Raw genomic sequence first — 18,828 nt, 5'->3', positions numbered from 1 at the left:
ACATGGTTTTAAACAAAAACACGGCTAAAAAAACAGCTGAGCTTCTGCTGCAAATTAATGCAATAAAATTGAAACCCGAAAATCCTTTTACATGGGCCTCAGGATGGAAATCCCCTATTTATTGCGACAATAGAATTTTACTTTCGTACCCCAGTATAAGGAACTTTATCAAGGACGAAATGGCAAAACAAGTCGAATCCCTTTATGGGAAACCGGATGTTATTGCTGGTGTTGCAACAGGGGCCATAGGAATGGGTGCATTGGTAGCGGATGCCCTTGGCCTTCCTTTTATTTATGTTCGACCGGAACCTAAATCCCACGGTAGGCAAAACCAAATTGAAGGGTACTTGGAACCACACCAAACTGTTGTGGTAATCGAGGATTTGATAAGCACCGGAAAAAGTAGCTTAAATGCCGTAGAGGCCTTGGAATCCTACGGTGCAAATGTAAAAGGAATGTTGGCCATATTTACCTATGGTTTTGAAACTGCCACCTTAAATTTTGCGGAACGAAAAGTGGAACTCTACACTTTGAGCAATTATGAGTATTTGATCGAGCAGGCATCTGAAACCAACTATATAAAGGAAGAACAACTGAACACATTAATGGAATGGAGGAAAAATCCCTCCAAATGGTTACAATAGAAGTATGTTTATAGAATCACCCAAATCAAGAGTATCCAAGAGTAAGGAAGAAACTTTCAAATTTTTGAACGACCTGGCCAATTTTGAAAAATTGATGCCCGACAATATCGACAAGTTCGAGGTACTGAACGAAAACAGATTTCTATTCTCCCTAAAGGGAATGCCGGAAATCGTTCTTGAAAAAAAGAATCAAGAACCCTATTCCAAACTTGTTTTGGGCGCGGCCAGCGATAAACTGCCATTCACCTTGACTGCGGATATCCAAGAGCTGGAAGCGTCCAAAAGTGAAGTAACGCTGAGCTTCTCCGGAGAATTTAATGCCATGATGGCCATGATGATAAAATCGCCCATTACCAACTTCATGAACACCTTGGCGACCAATTTGGAGAAAATTTAGTAAAGCAGGGTAATTTCCTTTATATCATATTCCGCAAGGCTATCGTCCTCCAACCGTACCCTTAACTTTCCCTCGTTCCCAACTCCTAATATAATGCCGTTGAAGATTGGTCCATCTCCAGATTTAAAGGTGCTCGCAACGCCTTTTCTGAAAAGATTTGAATGATATTCGTAAAGAATGGTTTCCCCTTCACCCATTTGGAGCATTGACAAGGCTAGCTTTAAATTTTTAATCAAACTTTGCAATAATTCCTCCAAATCATAGACGATACCCGTTTTGTTGTATAAGGAGGATGCTTTGGGGTTCCCAGGAAAATGGGACTGGTTCACATTCAACCCAATTCCAATAATTACCGATTTTAAAGAGATACCCACAATACTGTTCTCTATTAAAATCCCGCAAATTTTGTGGGAACCTGACATAATGTCGTTCGGCCATTTTACGGCAATCCTAGGGATTTTCAATAAGTCCAAAGTCCTAAATACGGCCAAAGAAACGGCCATGTTGAGCTCAAAATGTTTATTAAGTTGGAATCCCTCCATTTTTTTCAAGACACTGAATGTTAGGTTTTTACCAGGTTCGGTACACCAATTTCCATCCATTTGCCCCCTACCCCTTGTCTGGTTTTTGGCCCAAACGACCGTAAAATCATCTAGGTAGCCGCTTTTGGCCAATTCCTTTAAAAAGGTATTGGTAGATGCCGTGGCATCAAGTTTGATTAATCGCATATATATTTGCTAAGGGCCTATCTTTAATCTATTGTTAAAAACTAAGCCTAAAAGAGCAAAAAAACAATAACTTTGTAAAAACTAAAACTTTTGAATGCAGAAAAGGAAAACTAGTGCAGATGAGCTAATTGCATTGATTTTACAGGGAATAGAAGAAGTAAAAGGACAAAATATAAATTTACTCGACCTAAGGGAAATCGAAAATACCGTTTGTGACTACTTTATTATTTGTAATGGTACCTCCAACACGCATGTAAACGCAATCGTAGGTTCTATCCAAAAAACGGTCAGTAAGGCAAGTAAGGACAAACCTTGGCATGTAGAAGGTACGGAAAATGCCGAATGGGTTTTAATGGACTATGTAAATATTGTGGTCCATGTCTTCCAAAAGCACATCAGGGAATTTTACGATATAGAAGGGCTATGGGGTGATGCAAAATTCACTACCATAGAAAGTAGCGTTAATAATTAATAAAATAGAATGGCAAAAGAGAATAATACGAGTCCCAAAAAACCAAAATTCAGTTCTTGGTGGATATATGGATTGGTAGCGGTATTGCTTATAGGGTTTCAATTGTTCAGTAGTGATGATTTGGCAAGTACCAAAAAAACCACCACTTCAGAATTACAGGAATATCTAAGAAATGGGGATGTTCAGAAAATATTGATAATTACCAATACCAATCAGGCAAAGGTATTTCTGACGGACGAAGCAATGACCAAGGAAGTCCATAAGGACGTTTCCGAAAAATCCTTTTTGCCAACATCGGGAAGTGTACCCCAATATACGCTGGATTATGGGGATTTACAGATTTTCCAGAACGAGATTACCGAAATAAAAAAGGACAACAACCTGGATACGATCATTGAATTTGGAAAGGAATCCACGGCTATTTTGGACTTTTTGCTATCCCTGTTGCCATTTGTACTGATTATTGGTATTTGGATATACCTAATGAGAAGAATGTCCGGTGGTGGAGGCGGTGGTGCCGGAGGGCAAATTTTCAACATTGGAAAATCCAAGGCCAAATTGTTCGATGAGAAAACGGATACTCGAACTTCTTTTAAGGATGTAGCCGGATTGGAAGGGGCCAAGGAGGAAGTTGAGGAAATTGTGGAGTTCCTGAGAAATCCGGATAAGTATACTTCACTTGGTGGTAAAATCCCAAAGGGAGCCTTGTTGGTTGGACCTCCAGGTACCGGTAAGACCCTCTTGGCAAAGGCCGTAGCCGGGGAAGCCAAAGTACCTTTCTTTTCACTATCCGGTTCGGATTTTGTGGAAATGTTTGTAGGTGTTGGTGCATCCAGGGTAAGAGATCTATTCAAACAGGCAAAGGACAAATCCCCCGCAATTATATTCATCGATGAAATCGATGCCATTGGTAGGGCACGGGGTAAGAACAACTTTACGGGTTCCAACGACGAAAGGGAAAATACGTTGAACCAGTTGTTAACGGAGATGGACGGTTTTGGTACCAACACCAATGTCATCGTCTTGGCAGCTACCAACCGAGCCGATGTATTGGACAAAGCCTTAATGCGTGCCGGTAGGTTCGATAGGCAGATTTATGTGGACCTTCCGGATATTAGGGAACGAAAGGAAATATTTGAGGTTCACTTAAGACCGATTAAAACTGCCGAAACCTTGGATTTGGATTTCCTTGCCAGACAAACTCCAGGTTTTTCGGGTGCGGATATTGCCAATGTTTGTAACGAAGCAGCATTAATAGCTGCCAGAAAGGAACAAAAGGCCGTTAGCAGACAAGATTTCTTGGATGCCGTGGATAGGATCGTTGGAGGTCTTGAAAAGAAAAATAAAATCATAACTCCGGGAGAGAAGGAAACAATCGCCTATCATGAGGCCGGTCATGCTACGGTAAGTTGGATGCTGGAACATGCCGCCCCCTTGGTAAAGGTGACCATAGTTCCTAGGGGACAATCCCTAGGTGCCGCATGGTACCTGCCGGAAGAAAGACTCATTGTTAGGCCAGACCAGATGTTGGACGAGATGTGCGCCACCATGGGCGGTAGAGCGGCAGAGAAAGTAATTTTCGACAAAATTTCAACAGGCGCCTTGAGCGACTTGGAAAAGGTCACAAAACAGGCCAAGGCCATGGTTACCATTTATGGTTTGAACGATACGATCGGTAATCTTACCTATTACGATTCCTCTGGTCAGGATTCCTACGGATTCTCCAAACCGTATAGCGAGGAAACAGCAAGGAAAATAGACGAGGAGATTTCAAAGATTATAGAGGAACAATATCAAAGAGCCATTAAAGTCCTTACCGATAATAAGGACAAACTGACAACCTTGGCCCAAAGGCTTTTGGAAAAAGAGGTTATCTTTAAAGAGGATTTGGAAAAAATATTTGGAAAACGAACATTTGACAAAGACCTAAAGGAAGAGGAACGTCAAAAGTTGGAGACCTCCGAGTCCAAAAAAGATGCGGAAGAAGACGAGAAAGTAGCAGAAAATAGTTAATTATGTAATTCGATTTTGTATCGCAAATGAACGTTTGGACTATTTGGTAGATTAAAAAATTACATGGGGCTTTTAGATATTTTATTTGGTGGGGGGAAAAAGAAAATTTCCAAGGAAACTGCGGAAACGCGCGGTGAGCACATGCCAGATTTAGCCCTCCCGGTAGATGAAAAATTTACCATCCACTTCAAAAAGAACGGCGGCAAATTCATTTATTGCATATCTGACCAAGAAGTACTGAAGGCCATTCAAAACATTATCGAAGAAAATGGCTGGGAAGACCATCCGTTTTTTGCAATGAATCCCCAGTTGGTCAAGAAGTTCTCCAAAGAGCAAATCTCCTTTACTGAAAAAATATCGGAAAGCGAGGTGTTCCTGACGACTTGCGAACACTTGATCGCCCAAAACGGAAGTATTTTGGTATGCTCCAACCAGCTGATGGAGAAAAAAATAAATGAACTTCCAAGCAACGTAATCGTTTATGCCACCACAAGTCAATTGGTGGAATCCATTGGGGAAGGTCTTAAGGCCATAAAAAAGAAATATGGCCCCGCCATTCCGGCAAATATTACCACATTAAAACACTTTAAGGCCACTGAGGAAAATTCAGATGATTTTCTAACATATGGCAGTAGTACTAAAAATCTTTATCTTTTATTGCTGGAAGATTTATAGTATGAAATTCCCATTAGTAGAATATTTAAATCACACTGTCCATTTTTATTGGCGCATTACATCTGACTTATTAAATACATTAAATAATTTCAGATGAAAGAGGTTCTAAGAAGATCGCTTACGGGCGCCGTGTATATTATTCTACTATTATCGGCTGTATTTCTAAGCTCGGATGCATTTGATTTTCTTTTTATGATATTTGGGCTTGCCTGTCTCTATGAATATAAAAGACTCGTAAAACTTAAGGGATATTATATTTTTTTGGCCTACCTCTCCTTATGGTGGGCCTATATTTATCTGATACATGACCAAATTTTGATTAACATTTTAATGTTTATCACGATTTTTATCGATATATATTTATTATTCTATCTTTTTTCAAAAAAACAATCAAGTTTTACACCATTGTTTAAATTTTTGGTTGGTTTGTTCTACATAGGTGGTGGATGTATCTTTCTAACGATGATTCCCTATAAGAACGATGCGTTTGCCAAGCTATTGATAATGGGCATATTTATATTGATTTGGGTAAACGACTCTTTCGCATATATCGTTGGCAAGACCATGGGAAGGACCAAGTTATTCCCTGAAGTTTCCCCAAAAAAAACTGTGGAGGGAACGGTTGGAGGTTATATCTTTGCCCTTGGTGCGGCGTATATCATGGGTACCCAAGAACAAATTATAGGCCCCATACAATGGATGCTCCTAGCCAGTGTTATCGTTGTAACGGGAAGTTTGGGTGACTTGATCGAATCAAAACTAAAAAGGTCCGCAGGTGTAAAAGACAGTGGGGCCATATTGCCGGGTCACGGTGGCATGCTGGACAGATTGGACAGTTTGGTTTTTGCCGCCCCATTTGCTTATTTAACGTTAAATATTTTTACCTATGTTTCATAGAGAAGGTCAAAAAATAATCTTAATTACCTTTTTTATAACGGCACTGGCAGTTTTGCTGGCCCACTTCTTTGTGAATATACCTTGGATAAAACTAGCAATCCAAATTACCGCTTTGGTCATTCTTATCCTAATACTCCAATTTTTTAGGAACCCAAAAAGAAGATCCAACAAATCTTTCAATGAAATTTTGGCCCCCGTCGATGGTAAAGTTGTAGTTATAGAAGAAGTTGAGGAAACCGAATATTTTAAGGAGAAGCGCAAACAGGTTTCCATTTTTATGTCTCCAATCAACGTACATGTAACTCGGTATCCCGCGAGCGGAAAGGTAAAATATTCAAAATACCATCCCGGCAAATATCTTGTGGCCTGGCATCCAAAATCCAGTGAGGAGAACGAAAGAACGACCGTTGTAATTGGAACACCAAAATTTGGGGATATCCTTTTCAGACAGATAGCTGGGGCAATGGCAAGACGTATCGTAAATTACGCCGAAGTGGGTGAAAGCGTGCAGCAAGGTGAAGATTCCGGTTTCATCAAGTTTGGCTCTAGGGTTGACGTATTTCTTCCCTTAAACTGCCAAATAAACGTTTCCTTAGGACAAAAGGTAAAAGGAGCCATTACCTGTATAGCAACGTATGTTGACCCAAATGAGCAAGAAGAATCTACATACTGATTTTCAAGAAGCGGTAGCGTTCGTAAGCAATTATGAATTTCCCATTCCAGCGGATATTTTATTGAAACTTTATGCCTATTATAAAGTGGCCACTAAAAATTTCAGCAATCCCGGAAGTAAGACTCCATTAATCAATGCCTTTAAGGCGAACGCATTGATCCAGGCACAAAATATCAGCATTGAAGATGCCATGAAAGAATATATAAACTTGGTAGAAAAAGAGTTGAAACCAGACGGTAAATAAACTCATCCAACAAGTAGGCTACTCGTAAAGATCCTCCAAATCGGCATCACACAAGTCCACAAATAGGTTACTTACTTTCGCGCAAACATCCCTAAAAAACCGTGCGCCCTTTTCTTTGGTGGCCAATTCCGGATTTCCGGTTCCAGTATCCTCTGTTATTTTGGACCATTCACGTTCTGCCCATACACCCCCTTGGGAAAAGGCCTTTATCTTGAACTTTTTGTGGTCGCCCCTACCCCAATGTTCCTTAGGAAGTACTAAATCCTCCCTTAAATAGAGCATGAGACTTGTTTCCATTTCATCGGCATGGTCGCCTGCCTTTTCAAAAAATTTGTACTTGTCCAGCATCTGTGGAAAGAAGCAAAAACTGATGAACATTTTAGGGAAGAGTAGTCCCAACTCGCGTATCATAGGTTTAAAGTCGTTACCTCCATGTCCGTTAAAAATCAGCAACTTATTAAGTCCTTGATTATTTAACACAGTGATGATATCCTTTAAAATGGCAAATTGGGTGCTTGGGTTTAGGTTGATATCCAAGTAGATATCCTTCTGGCCCGTATTCACACCAAAGGGAATGGTGGGCAACACGACCACTTTTTTTCCTTGCTCCCATGCGATTCTTGCCGACTCAGCGACCATGGCTTCCGCTTGAAAGTTGTCCGTCGCATAGGGAAGATGGTAATTATGGGCCTCCGTTGCGCCCCAAGGTAACACGGCCAATTGAAATTGTTCGTCCTTTAGATGTTTCCAATTAGTTTCGGCCAAAATGTAAGGTCGTATCATACCAATATTCTTTTCTTTTTAAACAGATTCATAAAGTAAACTATCTTTGGGCAAGCCTACGAGTCATACTTCGAAAACGAATTATTATTTTCGAGGTAAGCCTTGGAGTTTAAACCCTTTGGCGGTGCCAATAAATACTTCCTATTATGGTCGACAAAAAGTAAAGAAGTATGAGCGTTTTACCTGCCGAAAAATAGGAATTCAATCCGAACCAATCCCCAGTAGATAAAATAATCGTACAACCCAGCACCCCCCGGAAAACTTCAATCCATACGGCATAGGTATCACCATCCATTAAGGAAGTGTATCCATAAATTCCCAGAAAAACCAAACCTCCGTACCACAACAACTGATTGACCTCCAAGTTTCCAAAATTTGCGAACATGAACAGCAATAATAGTAGTGAAATGACCAATTGAAAAATCAAGTATGCATTGAATGCCTTGCTCGTTGGTGTGACATAACGTTCAAAATTGTACACATCGGTTATAACGTCCGTGGGATATTTGTCCTTGACATCACTGGGCCGCCAACCTGTTGGCATAAACCAAATCCTAATTTTATCCCAAAGATTTTTGGTCCTCCACGCATCTAACGACAACCTCCACAGATGTTGAAAGTTGATTCTTATAGGATTCCAGGTTCTTGCAGGTTTCAAAATTCCATATTGTGGAGGAACATCTGGTAATTCTTCCTGAAACGTTCCGAACATTCGATCCCAAATACAGAAAACCTGACCCAAGTTCTTATCAATGTACTCGGGATTAATGGCATGGTGTACCCTATGCTGGGATGGCGTTACGATGATGTATTCCAACCATCCCATTTTTCCAATATGTTGTGTGTGATACCAAAATTGGGCAAATAGTTGTATGGGAGCCAAAATAGCAATGACCTCGTTGGGAACGCCCAAAAAGGCGGCAGGTAGCAACAAAAACGGGAAATAACCCAAAACGTTGGAAACCGATTGTCGTAAGGCACAGGCCAAATTGAATTTCTCACTACTATGGTGGATCACATGTTGGTTCCAGAAAAAATTGACCCTATGGCTTAACCTGTGGTTCCAATACCCCGCAAAATCTATGGCAATAAAACCAATGACCCACGTAAGCCAGGTAGGTTCAATACTGGTAATGGCCAAATGTTCGAGCAAAAACGGGTAGGATATCAGTACCAAGACAATTCCCAGCGAGTCCTTTATAATATTGGTAAGTCCGGAGCTTATGCTGGAAACTGTATCCAACACCGTGTACTTTTGGTCCTTTACAAAATGACCATATGCCATCTCTATGACCAGTAGGAGAATAAAAAAAGGTATAGCGTACAACAGTGCAGTTGCGTAGGTTTCCAAAACTCTCTATTTAACGTTTAAAAGATACGAACTCCTAAAGAATGGCCAAAAGACAGATTGAATCTTATGGGTCAAATCGAAAGATATAGCCTTTACCATGAACATTTTCAATCTTTATATTGGTATCCTTTTCCAAAAATTTTCGCAATCTGGTAATGAATACGTTTAAACTTTTCCTGTTGAAATAATCATTTTTGCCCCAAATTTTGATGAGAATATCCTTGTGCGGGCACAATTGGTTCTTTTTTTCGACCAAATATTTTAAGAGTTCACTCTCCTTCGTCGTTAGGTTTATCTTTTGTCCGTCAACCATCAATTCTTGGTTAAGCGAATTAAAATGATATATACCGATAGTGTATGCTTCAACTTCCTCCTTTTTTGTGATGGATTTATCCAATCTTGAAAGTAGGTTCTCAATTCTAATGACCAACTCTTCCTCATCGATGGGTTTTTTTAGGTAATCCACCGCACCCAAATAAAATCCTTTAAGCACGTCTACTTTCAAGGATTTTGCCGTCAGGAAAATAAAGGGGAGTTCAGAAAAATTTTCATTTATTTTTTCTGCCAATGTAAACCCATCCATTTCCGGCATCATAACGTCCAATACGGCCAAATCGAATTTAGTTTGATCCAATTTCACTAAAGCCTCCTTGCCGTTTTTTTCCCAAATGACCTCGAAGCTTTTCATTTTCAAGTATTCCGATAATAAATACCCAACCGCCTCGTCATCCTCTACCAAAAGAATCCTTTTCTTTTCTTCCATCATGATAATATAGGAATTGTTAATCTAAACTTTGTACCTTTTTTCTCCTCACTGCTCATTTGTACCTTGCCTCCATGCTTTTTGATTACTTTTTTAACATAACTCAGCCCCAGACCATAGCCTTTAACACTATGGAGGTCTCCATTTGTAACTCTGTAAAATTTCCGAAACACCCTTTGTGACTCCTCCTTTGAAATCCCGATTCCATTATCGGTCACCTCCACAATGAGCCTATGGCCATCCTTATAAGCCTTCAAATGTATTTCGGGCTCGGGGGAATATTTTTTTGCATTGTCCAGAATATTATTGATGGCGTTTTCCAAATGAAAGACTTCCGCGTTAAGTACATAGTTTTCGCCGGCCAAATCATAGTTAAAAATACCATTTTCTATGGCGACCAGTGTCTTGAATTCGGCACACAGGTTTTCCAAATATGGTTTAAAATCTACTTTAGTCAAGGTAATCACGCTTTTACCCGATTCCAGACTGGCCAACTCCAAGACTTTTTCTATGTGACCGGACAAACGTCCTACTTGTTGCCTGATTATTCCCAAAACCGGTTTTTGTTTTTCGTTCGCGGATTCATCCAAAATCTTGGTAGCCAATCCAATAGAAAATACAGGGGTCTTCAATTCATGCGTAAGATTGTTGATAAATTCATTGGTGGTGGTAATGACATTACTTTGCCAATAGTAGGTACGCAATACCCAAAAAATAGTCGCACAAATCCCTATCAAAAACAATATACTGGGAAATGTAAGGCCGTTTAGTTTCGCTAAAAAATAATTATGAAGATTTTCAAATTTAAGATCCAATACTGTCGGTTTGCCCAACAATTGGGGGAAATAACCCTCCAAATCAATTGGATAAGAATCCACATTGTCCATCCCTTCAAAGGAATTGGTGGAATGCAGAACATAGCTACTATCCTTGGTATAAAGGGTATATGTAAAATCAGATTCAATACCTTGATTTAAAAGCTGGTCCCTAATAAAATCGTCCAAAAACATGTTTCCCACATTTTGCAGGCTATCAACACTGACCTTAAAAAATGAGGTGTCCCTTCGAATGCCCTCTCCAATTAAATACGTGAGTTTGTTTTCTTCTTTTAGACTGTTAGCCACTAAAGTACCCACTCTATCTATTTTAGAATCGAACTGAACTTTTGCCAAACTTAGGCCAATACGTAAATACTGATACTGTACAATTGCCAAACCCACAATTGAAACCAAAAACACCCCTATGTAGATATATCTCTTTTTCAAAATCCCTACGAAATAACTTAAATAAATGCGTTTATTAATGAAAATTAATATTCCGTTAATTGCATTAAACTTTCCTTAAACCTCTTTACCCTACCCTTAATGCTTATGGATGACCTAATCAGGTAAGTTTGTCAATGTTAATAAATTAATCTTGAGTTTAGTTAAAGTTTCATAACAGAATGCAATAAAGTCAACTCTTTGTAGCGTAGAGTTGGCTTTATTTTTAACGCTACTATTCCTAACTACCAACTAAATACAAACTCAAACATGCAGGGAAAACTATACTTCATCATTCTTTTATTCTTATTGTATCCAATATTTTCAATCAATGGACAAGGTTGTGTAGCAATCCGGCATTTTTCCTCTTGCGTTGGCAGCAATTTAGAGAACAATTTATTAAGCACCGGAGATATTCAAATTGGAGTCAATTACCGGTATTTTAAATCCTTTAGGCATTTTAGGGGTACGGAGGAAGAACCGGATAGACTCGCCAACAATACAGAGGTTATCAATCACTCCCATGCGTGGGATTTTTTTGCCACTTACGGAATAAACGATAGACTGTATACCAGCATCACCGTACCAACGGTAATAAACACAAGATCTTCTCTTTATGAACATGGTCGCAATGAAAGAAATGTAACTTTTTCAAGGGGGCTTGCCGATATACGGTTCGGGTTTGGCTATTGGGTGTTCGATATGGATAAATCCCCAAACGGAAACCTTGCCTTGGGACTAGGTGTAAAGCTGCCAACGGGTAACTACAATGCATCGGATATTTTTTATAATGTGGGACCGAACGGGGAGCCTCAGACGAGACCGGTAGACCAGTCCATTCAACCAGGTGACGGAGGATTTGGGGTCACGGTAGATTTTCAATTCTATCAAAAAATAACCACGGATGTTTTTAGCTATGCAAGCGGATTTTATCTAATAAACCCCAGGGAAACGAATGGCGTTAGGACCTTTAGGGAGACCTTGAGCCCAATTTTGCAAAATGAATCCATCATGGCGGTACCGGACCAATATTCGCTCAGGGGAGGGCTTAGTTATAACATCTCGCCCACAATATCATCTTCGCTTGGCGCCCGGTTCGATTGCGTGCCCGTCAAGGATTTGATCGGTGGAAATGAAGGGTTCAGGCGACCTGGAAATGTACTATCCATAGACCCTGGAGTAAGTTTTATGAAGAGTAATTTTGTAATAAACCTGAACGTACCTTTTGCGGTCCGTAGGGAGCGGCCTCAAAGCATAACTGACTTGCAGACCGAACAGCTTACAGGTACCCCAAGGAATGGGGATGCCGCCTTTTCCGACTATGTTATAAACTTGGGCGTTACCTATCGCTTTGCCAATAACAAGGTAAGACTTGCCCCGGAACTTGAGAATAATTTCAAATAACCAATTCAAATACATACCAAATGAATCTTCAAAACATTAAAAGACGCTATTTACAAATATCCATTGGACTGGTATATCTATGGTTTGGGACCCTTAAGTTCTTTCCCAATTTGAGTCCGGCAGAGGAACTTGCGAAAAACACCATTGGAGAGCTTACCTTTTCATTGTTACCATCAAATATTTCAATACTACTCTTGGCCCTTTGGGAAGTTCTCGTGGGACTATTTTTCCTTTTCAACCTTCAAAAAAAGACAACCATAAAAGTGGCCGTTATACATATGGTACTTACCTTTACACCGCTGGTTTTTTTCCCAGAACTGATTTTCAATGAGAACTTGTTATCGCTCACCTTGTTAGGTCAGTATATCATTAAAAACCTTATTATCCTAGGAGCCATGGGTGTCCTGTGGATGGAAGTGACTCAGGAAGCTTCCGCTTCCAAAGAGATTAAGGAAGAACTTACAGGTTCTGAAGAAGTAAGCTTAAAACGTATTTTTAGATTCAGGTAATTAATTGGGTCCTACCATGATGTGGGCCCTGTGGGTACCGGGGTCCATCAACCAGGGCATTCCTTTGGCATGGGGTTTATCGGGCAGACCCGTGGATTCCGTTGTGGCATAGGGAATGTAGATCACATATCTAAATTGACCGTTCGCCAATTCCCCTGTAGAGGTATTATAATCGGCATCCGTGCCATAATATACATACATCATACTGGGTTCCCTTGGCATATCCAATGTACCGTTGGCAATCTCCTTGCCCCTAATTTCACGGATTTCCATAATTTCCTTTCCTTCGGCCCTGAGTTCTCGTCCACGTTTCATAAAAGGTTCGAGTTTTTTGGAATAACAGGAAACACTAATACCTTCCTTATGGGGGTCATCGGCCAAACAAACCAAATTACTCGTTCCCTCCCGTAGTACTACAAAATCCCCATTCGCATCGTATCCATAGACCATAGTATCCGTACTGCTACCTTCCGGTACAGGTAAAATGGCCGTCTTAATTTGAATTTCCTTAGACAAAATAGTTCTTTTTCCGCTCTGAGAGTATAGACAGGTAAATGATAAAAGCACAAGAAAAAATAAAGAGTACTTCATATTTAATGGATTTATTTCTAGCAAGATACGAAATAATATATTTTAAGTTTATGCCTAGCACCAGTGTGTAAAACAAAAAACCAATCCTAGAACTAGGATTGGTTTTAATTTAATTCTAAGTGAAATCTTATAAAGGTTTTCGACCTGAAATAATATTGTACAGTACTACAATCACGGCAATAACCAACAATATATGAAGTAAACTACCCGTTGCCAAGCCAGGTACCACGCCCAACATACCCAGCAACCAAATGATAATACAAATAACTGCAACTAACCATAATAGACTTTTCATAATTTTAGTGTTTTTGATTTGAATGGAAATTAGCTGATAATGAATCAACTATCGTCCTTTAACACTATGATTATTAACCCATTTGGTTGGCAAACGAGCTACTTTTAGCCCAAACTGGCGAGGCTTTTTTCCAAGGTTTCTATCTTGGCCTCGGCATCGGCTTGTTTTTTACGTTCCATTTCGATCACCTGCTCAGGTGCGTTGTTTACAAATCGCTCATTGGAAAGTTTTTTCTGTACCGATGTCAAAAATCCTTTTATATACTTTAATTCGTCCTCAATTTTGGCCTTTTCGGCCTCCACATCAATGGCTCCGCTTATCGGAATAAAATATTCATTGGATTTCACCCTGAAGGACAAAGCTCCGTCCACCGTTTTATCCACATAGGAAATGGAAGAAAGATTTGTCAACTTCCCGATAACGGAATCCCAATCCCGAACCAAATTTTCCTCATTCAAAACCGATAGTTCCAAGCTTTCCTTCATGGGAATGTTCTTCTCCTTGCGTATGGTTCGGATACCGGCGACTACCTCCGTAACAAAATCAAATTGACCAATAAGGTCTTCATCAGCGGTATAGGCTTCCGGCCATTTTGATATAATCAAAGCTTGGGAAGGGTCCCGCTCCGAAATATGCTGCCAGACTTCCTCCGTTAAAAACGGCATGAAAGGGTGCAATAATTTGAGGTTTTGCTCAAAAATTTGGATGACGGCCTTGAAGGTTTTTTTATCGATCGGTTGTTGATAGGCCGGCTTTATGATTTCGAGCAACCACGAACTATAATCGTCCCAAACCAGTTTGTAAATGGCCATGAGAGCATCGGAGATTCTGTATTTACCAAAGTGGTCCTCAATTTCCCGCAAGGTCTGGTTGAACTTCGCCTTGTACCATTCTAAGCCCATTTTGGAGGCTTCGGGCTGGGGAATATCGGCCACTTCCCAACCCTTTAGGAGTCGGAATCCGTTCCAGATTTTATTCGCAAAATTCTTTCCCTGTTGGCATAGATCCTCATCGAACATTAAATCGTTGCCCGCGGCGGAGCTTAATAATAGTCCGACCCTCACTCCATCTGCACCATATTCCTCGATAAGTTTTAGGGCATCGGGAGAGTTGCCCAAGGACTTGGACATCTTTCTTCGTTGCTTATCACGGACCAGGCCGGTAAAATAGACGTTTTCAAAAGGCCTAGTATCCCTGTATTCATATCCTGCAATGATCATTCGGGCTACCCAGAAGAAAAGAATGTCCGGCCCCGTAACCAAATCATTGGTGGGGTAATAGTATTTGACCTCTTCATTCTCTGGGTCAAGAATGCCATTAAACACGCTTATGGGCCATAACCAGGAAGAAAACCAAGTATCCAGCACGTCTTCATCCTGTTTTAAATCGGCCATGGTCAAATTGGGATTCCCTGATTTTTCCCTGGCCCTATCCAATGCAACTTCGGCATCAAAGGCCACTACAAAATCATCTTGTCCATCCCCAAAATAGTAGGCGGGAATGCGTTGCCCCCACCAAAGCTGTCTGGAAATGTTCCAATCACGGATATTCTCCATCCAATGCCTATAGGTATTGTCAAACCTTTTAGGGAAAAACTTGATATCGTCCGACTCCAAAACTGCCCTTATGGCAGGTTTTACCAATTCCTCCATTTTTAAGAACCACTGATCGGACAGCCTGGGCTCTATGACCGCCTTTGTACGCTCCGAAGTTCCCACTTTATTCAAATGCTGTTCGGTCTTGACCAAAAAGCCCTTTTCTTCCAATTCCTTGGCGATTTCCTTCCGTACTACGAATCTGTCCTTGCCTTCATAATGCAGACCATAGGAATTCAGCGTTGCGTCGTCATTAAAAATATCAACGGTTTCCAAATGATGCTTTTCTCCCAGCGCTTTGTCATTTATATCGTGGGCCGGGGTCACTTTTAGACATCCGGTTCCAAACTCTATGTCAACATACTCATCCTCAATGATTGGAATTACCCTATTGCAAAGCGGTACAATGGCCTTTTTGCCCCTTAAATGCGCATAACGCTCATCATTGGGATTGATACAAACGGCGGTATCGCCCAGTATGGTCTCAGGTCTTGTAGTTGCAATGGTCACCTTTTCATCGGAGTCTTCTATTGAGTACTCCAAATAGTACAAAAGCCCCTGTTTTTCTTCATAGATTACCTCCTCGTCAGAGAGGGTGGTTTTGGCCTCCGGGTCCCAATTGACCATTCGGTAACCTCTATAGATGAGTCCCTTTTTAAAAAGGTCAATAAATACCTTGATTACACTGTCATGGCGTTCCTTGTCCATGGTAAAGGCTGTTCTGTCCCAGTCACAGGAGCATCCCAGTTTTTTTAACTGTTCCAGGATGACCCCGCCGTATTCATGGGTCCAGTCCCAGGCATGTTCCAAGAATTCCTCCCTGGATATCTCGTTCTTATGGATTCCCTGTTCCTTAAGTTTTGCCACTACCTTGGCTTCCGTTGCTATGGATGCATGGTCCGTACCCGGTACCCAACAGGCATTGCGCCCTTTGAGACGCGCACGTCGTATCAAAACGTCTTGTATGGTATTATTGAGCATATGCCCCATATGCAGCACCCCGGTTACGTTTGGAGGCGGAATAACGATGGTATAGGGTTCCCTGTCATCTGGCGTGGAATGAAAGTAATTGTGTTTCATCCAATAGTCATACCAGCGCTTTTCAACCTGATGCGGCTCATACTTTGAGGCTATTTCCATTTTGGAACAGTTTTTGAAATACATTGGGTGGAAAAAATAAAACGGAATGGATTTTCAAAGATCCGTACCGTTTTTCCACTATTAAAATACGAAACAAAAATAAGTAACGTTAGAGTATAACAAAAGGATTTTGGAGTTGTTCTGAAAAGAATTAATTTTGAGATTCATCCTAAATTAAGAATGATGAAAAAAATTGTACTTGTATTATTTGTCGGATTGCTTGGAATGAGCCTAAAAGCCCAGGATAGCGCGGCAAAAATTGAGTTTAAGGAGGAAACCGTGGATTACGGTGAAATCGAAAAGGGTTCGGACGGTGTCCGGGTGTTCGAATTCACGAATACAGGAAATTCGCCTTTGATCATTAGCGATGTACGTTCAAGCTGTGGATGTACCATCCCTAAAAAACCGGAAGATCCCATCATGCCAGGAAAAACTGGGGAAATCCAGGTAAAATATGACACCAATCGTGTTGGCCCCATTAGAAAAGCGATAACCGTTACTTCAAATGCGGAGACTCCAACAAAGATTTTGAAAATTAAGGGAGAAGTAAAGGCTCCTAGCGGAACCAAGTAATACGTTTCCAAAAGATTTTAAAGGCCCTCCCGAATGGAGGGCTTTTTTATTGGCACTGCCTAAGGATTTATTCCCCAAAGCTTTATACCAGTTCTGGTTTAAGAATGGGCCAAAATTTACGCCGTTGCTTTTTTCTGTACCGAAGCCGTGGAGATTGCAAATAGCTTGAGTTCTTCGCAATTTCCACAATGAAGGTAGAGGAAAAATGGACAAGTAAATTGGCTCATTTTTAAATTGGAAATGGTATTATATGCAATGAAACCTTCGTTCACTTCAAGAGCCTAAAAGACTTTCCTTAAAGTAGTTTACTTGAAAAGGTCCTTGAGCACAAAACTGAACAACAAATTGTTATTGGCCCTTTCCACAAGCACCTTCACCCGCTTGCCTTCCTTTTCATTGAGCATCTCCATTATTTCCTGGATTTTATATCTATGGATTCGCTTGCCGTTCACGGCCAAAATAATATCCCCTTCCTGTAAACCAGCAGAATGTGCCGGACTTCCAGACCTGATACCGGAAACCACAATTTCTGGGACAAGGCTCAATCGGGTGGCGCCTTCCAACAAAATCTGAACGTTTCCGTACGTCCTTTCGCTACTTACAACGATACCGTTAACATCGGCAATCCTTTCTGAAACATAACGAACTCCGACATGTTGCAGATCAATACCGCTTACGTTATAATGAAAAGGTTTTTTGAAATTCGAATTTTTCCTGAGACTGATTTTTCCGTTGGGATAATCGAATACGATGTTAAATCGCTTTAATATTTCCCCTCCCAAACTACCATTTCTATTGCCCAAGTCCTTGATGGTGCTAAAAGACAGCATATCCGGGAATGCGGCCTTTGCATCGTATAGTTCGAAACCCCCAATCTGGATTCCTTCCACCTTGGTTCTTTTTCCATAGATGTCCCCGGCGAGACCTTTTCCCAAATAATCCTCGTAATATTCCTTGGGCAATTGGATACGTTCGTCCTCAAAGAGCCAAATAGCGTCACTACTACCGGTATCCAATAACATTTTTACAGGAATAGCTTTCACACCCTTCAGCGAAACGGTGGCATCCATATAGGCCTTTCTGTTAACAACCTCAACTTGTAAGGTCTCATACCTATTTCCCAATTTTGGCGCATCAATTTCGGGGTTATAAAATTTAATGGTATTGGCAGAATAGTTGATGTCCACAATAAAATCCCTGAACAGATCGTAACCGATGATGCCATGAATGGGAACGCCCAAGCTTGGGGAGAAATTGATACCTGCGTCCATCACAACATATAGTTTTTGGGAAAAATTTCGGACGTTGCCCAACTTAAAATAATTTCCTTGGGAACTCAAGGCATTTATCGGTTCCCCTTCGCCAAGCCCATTGATGGTGATTTCGGAAACATTCTTTAGCTCTAGGGAATCCTGATTGGAAAGATTGAACAAAATAGGTGTACTGACCCCAGAATCTAGTACAAACGATAATTCCGTACCATTGACATCGATAGGGACAACGATCAAATTATTGATCAATTGGAACCGAATTTTTTCGAACTTTTGATCTTCGGGCAACGAATACCCTTGTGTACTACCAATTATGGGCAGTGCCATCAATAGCAACAAAAATTTCAAGCGCCTTATTAACATGTTCGTTTCCAATTGTTTGACCAATAGTAAGATACGGAATTTTTCACCACATCGGTATATTTTAACATTTCACAAAAACTTACTAGCTTCGGAAAGGAAAGATTTAATGGGTTATCTACCCAGGGGCAAATCCACGAAGAATCCATCGGCAATAATGAATGGATAGTGAGTGAAGCCTAGTATTT

Annotated in this window: 20 protein-coding genes; 11 read left to right on the top strand and 9 right to left on the bottom strand. The window is 40.6% G+C overall.

The window, feature by feature from the left end; all coding sequences use genetic code 11:
- Window positions 1-2: 2 nt before the first annotated feature.
- Together pyrE and F0361_RS17620 are read left to right on the top strand one after the other, a co-directional pair.
- Window positions 3-644 (top strand): orotate phosphoribosyltransferase, encoded by a 642-nt coding sequence (gene pyrE, locus F0361_RS17625; protein WP_154920722.1) that lies wholly within the window; start codon window positions 3-5, stop codon window positions 642-644.
- A 4-nt stretch (window positions 645-648) separates the two neighbouring features.
- Window positions 649-1,041: an SRPBCC family protein gene (locus F0361_RS17620; RefSeq protein WP_154920721.1), complete on the top strand. Its 393-nt coding sequence runs from the start codon at window positions 649-651 to the stop codon at window positions 1,039-1,041.
- On the opposite strand, the gene F0361_RS17615 is transcribed toward F0361_RS17620, so the two are convergent.
- Window positions 1,038-1,769 (bottom strand): biotin--[acetyl-CoA-carboxylase] ligase, encoded by a 732-nt coding sequence (locus F0361_RS17615; protein WP_154920720.1) that lies wholly within the window; start codon window positions 1,767-1,769, stop codon window positions 1,038-1,040. The two genes, F0361_RS17620 and F0361_RS17615, sit on opposite strands and share 4 nt — an antisense overlap.
- Window positions 1,770-1,863: 94 nt before the next feature.
- Between F0361_RS17615 and rsfS the strand changes: the two genes are divergently transcribed.
- The 6 genes from rsfS (at window position 1,864) to F0361_RS17585 (ending at window position 6,743) form a co-directional block, all read left to right on the top strand.
- Window positions 1,864-2,241: a ribosome silencing factor gene (rsfS, locus tag F0361_RS17610; protein ID WP_138259519.1), complete on the top strand. Its 378-nt coding sequence runs from the start codon at window positions 1,864-1,866 to the stop codon at window positions 2,239-2,241.
- Window positions 2,242-2,250: 9 nt separating this feature from the next.
- Window positions 2,251-4,254 (top strand): ATP-dependent zinc metalloprotease FtsH, encoded by a 2,004-nt coding sequence (gene ftsH / locus F0361_RS17605; protein ID WP_138259518.1) that lies wholly within the window; start codon window positions 2,251-2,253, stop codon window positions 4,252-4,254.
- A 63-nt stretch (window positions 4,255-4,317) separates the two neighbouring features.
- Window positions 4,318-4,929 carry an LUD domain-containing protein gene (locus tag F0361_RS17600; RefSeq protein WP_138259517.1) on the top strand — a complete coding sequence of 204 codons (612 nt, stop codon included), beginning with the start codon at window positions 4,318-4,320 and terminating at the stop codon, window positions 4,927-4,929.
- A 93-nt stretch (window positions 4,930-5,022) separates the two neighbouring features.
- Window positions 5,023-5,826 carry a phosphatidate cytidylyltransferase gene (locus F0361_RS17595; protein WP_138259516.1) on the top strand — a complete coding sequence of 268 codons (804 nt, stop codon included), beginning with the start codon at window positions 5,023-5,025 and terminating at the stop codon, window positions 5,824-5,826.
- Window positions 5,816-6,499 carry a phosphatidylserine decarboxylase family protein gene (locus F0361_RS17590; protein WP_154920719.1) on the top strand — a complete coding sequence of 228 codons (684 nt, stop codon included), beginning with the start codon at window positions 5,816-5,818 and terminating at the stop codon, window positions 6,497-6,499. Before F0361_RS17595 ends, F0361_RS17590 begins: the two co-directional genes overlap by 11 nt.
- Window positions 6,474-6,743: an acyl-CoA-binding protein gene (locus F0361_RS17585; protein ID WP_154920718.1), complete on the top strand. Its 270-nt coding sequence runs from the start codon at window positions 6,474-6,476 to the stop codon at window positions 6,741-6,743. The genes F0361_RS17590 and F0361_RS17585 overlap by 26 nt, the downstream gene beginning before the upstream one ends.
- 18 nt (window positions 6,744-6,761) lie before the next feature.
- Here the strand turns inward: F0361_RS17585 and F0361_RS17580 are convergent, their stop codons facing one another.
- The 4 genes from F0361_RS17580 to F0361_RS17565 all read right to left on the bottom strand — a co-directional run bounded on the left by F0361_RS17580 (window position 6,762) and on the right by F0361_RS17565 (window position 10,905).
- Window positions 6,762-7,526, bottom strand: coding sequence for a creatininase family protein (locus F0361_RS17580; protein WP_211361187.1), 765 nt, complete (start codon window positions 7,524-7,526; stop codon window positions 6,762-6,764).
- Window positions 7,527-7,635: 109 nt separating this feature from the next.
- A complete protein-coding gene (locus F0361_RS17575) occupies window positions 7,636-8,877 on the bottom strand; it encodes a sterol desaturase family protein (protein WP_154920717.1) in 1,242 nt (413 codons plus the stop codon).
- A 64-nt stretch (window positions 8,878-8,941) separates the two neighbouring features.
- A complete protein-coding gene (locus tag F0361_RS17570; protein WP_246160930.1) occupies window positions 8,942-9,643 on the bottom strand; it encodes a response regulator transcription factor in 702 nt (233 codons plus the stop codon).
- Window positions 9,640-10,905: a sensor histidine kinase gene (locus F0361_RS17565; RefSeq protein ID WP_154920716.1), complete on the bottom strand. Its 1,266-nt coding sequence runs from the start codon at window positions 10,903-10,905 to the stop codon at window positions 9,640-9,642. The genes F0361_RS17570 and F0361_RS17565 overlap by 4 nt, the downstream gene beginning before the upstream one ends.
- A 267-nt stretch (window positions 10,906-11,172) precedes the next feature.
- Between F0361_RS17565 and F0361_RS17560 the strand changes: the two genes are divergently transcribed.
- The gene (locus F0361_RS17560) at window positions 11,173-12,306 is read left to right on the top strand and encodes a transporter (protein WP_154920715.1); all 1,134 of its coding nucleotides are present in this window, start codon (window positions 11,173-11,175) and stop codon (window positions 12,304-12,306) included.
- A 20-nt stretch (window positions 12,307-12,326) separates the two neighbouring features.
- Entirely contained in the window at window positions 12,327-12,815 is a 489-nt protein-coding gene (locus F0361_RS17555) for a hypothetical protein (RefSeq protein ID WP_211361186.1), read from the top strand.
- On the opposite strand, the gene F0361_RS17550 is transcribed toward F0361_RS17555, so the two are convergent.
- The 3 genes from F0361_RS17550 to F0361_RS17540 all read right to left on the bottom strand — a co-directional run bounded on the left by F0361_RS17550 (window position 12,816) and on the right by F0361_RS17540 (window position 16,436).
- A complete protein-coding gene (locus tag F0361_RS17550; protein WP_246160929.1) occupies window positions 12,816-13,331 on the bottom strand; it encodes a hypothetical protein in 516 nt (171 codons plus the stop codon).
- A 202-nt stretch (window positions 13,332-13,533) separates the two neighbouring features.
- Entirely contained in the window at window positions 13,534-13,701 is a 168-nt protein-coding gene (locus tag F0361_RS17545; RefSeq protein WP_154920713.1) for a lmo0937 family membrane protein, read from the bottom strand.
- Window positions 13,702-13,805: 104 nt separating this feature from the next.
- Entirely contained in the window at window positions 13,806-16,436 is a 2,631-nt protein-coding gene (locus tag F0361_RS17540) for a valine--tRNA ligase (RefSeq protein ID WP_154920712.1), read from the bottom strand.
- 180 nt (window positions 16,437-16,616) lie between these two features.
- On the opposite strand from F0361_RS17540, the gene F0361_RS17535 reads away from it, so the two are divergent.
- Window positions 16,617-17,009, top strand: a complete 393-nt coding sequence (locus F0361_RS17535; RefSeq protein ID WP_138259508.1) for a DUF1573 domain-containing protein — start codon at window positions 16,617-16,619, stop codon at window positions 17,007-17,009.
- Between the two features lie 305 nt (window positions 17,010-17,314).
- Here the strand turns inward: F0361_RS17535 and F0361_RS17530 are convergent, their stop codons facing one another.
- A complete protein-coding gene (locus F0361_RS17530; RefSeq protein ID WP_246160928.1) occupies window positions 17,315-18,607 on the bottom strand; it encodes an aspartyl protease family protein in 1,293 nt (430 codons plus the stop codon).
- Window positions 18,608-18,828 lie beyond the last annotated feature (221 nt).

Origin of the sequence: Maribacter flavus (genome assembly GCF_008386635.1) — a bacterium.
GTDB classification, from domain to species: domain Bacteria; phylum Bacteroidota; class Bacteroidia; order Flavobacteriales; family Flavobacteriaceae; genus Maribacter; species Maribacter flavus.
This window is presented reverse-complemented; position numbering and strand designations above follow the sequence as displayed.

Excerpts from the sequence above, each read along its gene's own strand:
- F0361_RS17595 (WP_138259516.1), top strand. The coding sequence starts at position 5,023 with ATGAAAGAGGTTCTAAGAAGATCGCTTACGGGCGCCGTGTATATTATT.
- rsfS (WP_138259519.1), top strand. The coding sequence starts at position 1,864 with ATGCAGAAAAGGAAAACTAGTGCAGATGAGCTAATTGCATTGATTTTA.
- F0361_RS17540 (WP_154920712.1), bottom strand. The coding sequence starts at position 16,436 with ATGGAAATAGCCTCAAAGTATGAGCCGCATCAGGTTGAAAAGCGCTGG.
- F0361_RS17620 (WP_154920721.1), top strand. The coding sequence starts at position 649 with ATGTTTATAGAATCACCCAAATCAAGAGTATCCAAGAGTAAGGAAGAA.
- F0361_RS17585 (WP_154920718.1), top strand. The coding sequence starts at position 6,474 with ATGAGCAAGAAGAATCTACATACTGATTTTCAAGAAGCGGTAGCGTTC.
- F0361_RS17545 (WP_154920713.1), bottom strand. The coding sequence starts at position 13,701 with ATGAAAAGTCTATTATGGTTAGTTGCAGTTATTTGTATTATCATTTGG.
- F0361_RS17535 (WP_138259508.1), top strand. The coding sequence starts at position 16,617 with ATGATGAAAAAAATTGTACTTGTATTATTTGTCGGATTGCTTGGAATG.
- F0361_RS17615 (WP_154920720.1), bottom strand. The coding sequence starts at position 1,769 with ATGCGATTAATCAAACTTGATGCCACGGCATCTACCAATACCTTTTTA.
- F0361_RS17580 (WP_211361187.1), bottom strand. The coding sequence starts at position 7,526 with ATGATACGACCTTACATTTTGGCCGAAACTAATTGGAAACATCTAAAG.
- F0361_RS17570 (WP_246160930.1), bottom strand. The coding sequence starts at position 9,643 with ATGATGGAAGAAAAGAAAAGGATTCTTTTGGTAGAGGATGACGAGGCG.
- pyrE (WP_154920722.1), top strand. The coding sequence starts at position 3 with ATGGTTTTAAACAAAAACACGGCTAAAAAAACAGCTGAGCTTCTGCTG.
- F0361_RS17530 (WP_246160928.1), bottom strand. The coding sequence starts at position 18,607 with ATGGCACTGCCCATAATTGGTAGTACACAAGGGTATTCGTTGCCCGAA.
- F0361_RS17600 (WP_138259517.1), top strand. The coding sequence starts at position 4,318 with ATGGGGCTTTTAGATATTTTATTTGGTGGGGGGAAAAAGAAAATTTCC.
- ftsH (WP_138259518.1), top strand. The coding sequence starts at position 2,251 with ATGGCAAAAGAGAATAATACGAGTCCCAAAAAACCAAAATTCAGTTCT.
- F0361_RS17590 (WP_154920719.1), top strand. The coding sequence starts at position 5,816 with ATGTTTCATAGAGAAGGTCAAAAAATAATCTTAATTACCTTTTTTATA.
- F0361_RS17555 (WP_211361186.1), top strand. The coding sequence starts at position 12,327 with ATGAATCTTCAAAACATTAAAAGACGCTATTTACAAATATCCATTGGA.
- F0361_RS17560 (WP_154920715.1), top strand. The coding sequence starts at position 11,173 with ATGCAGGGAAAACTATACTTCATCATTCTTTTATTCTTATTGTATCCA.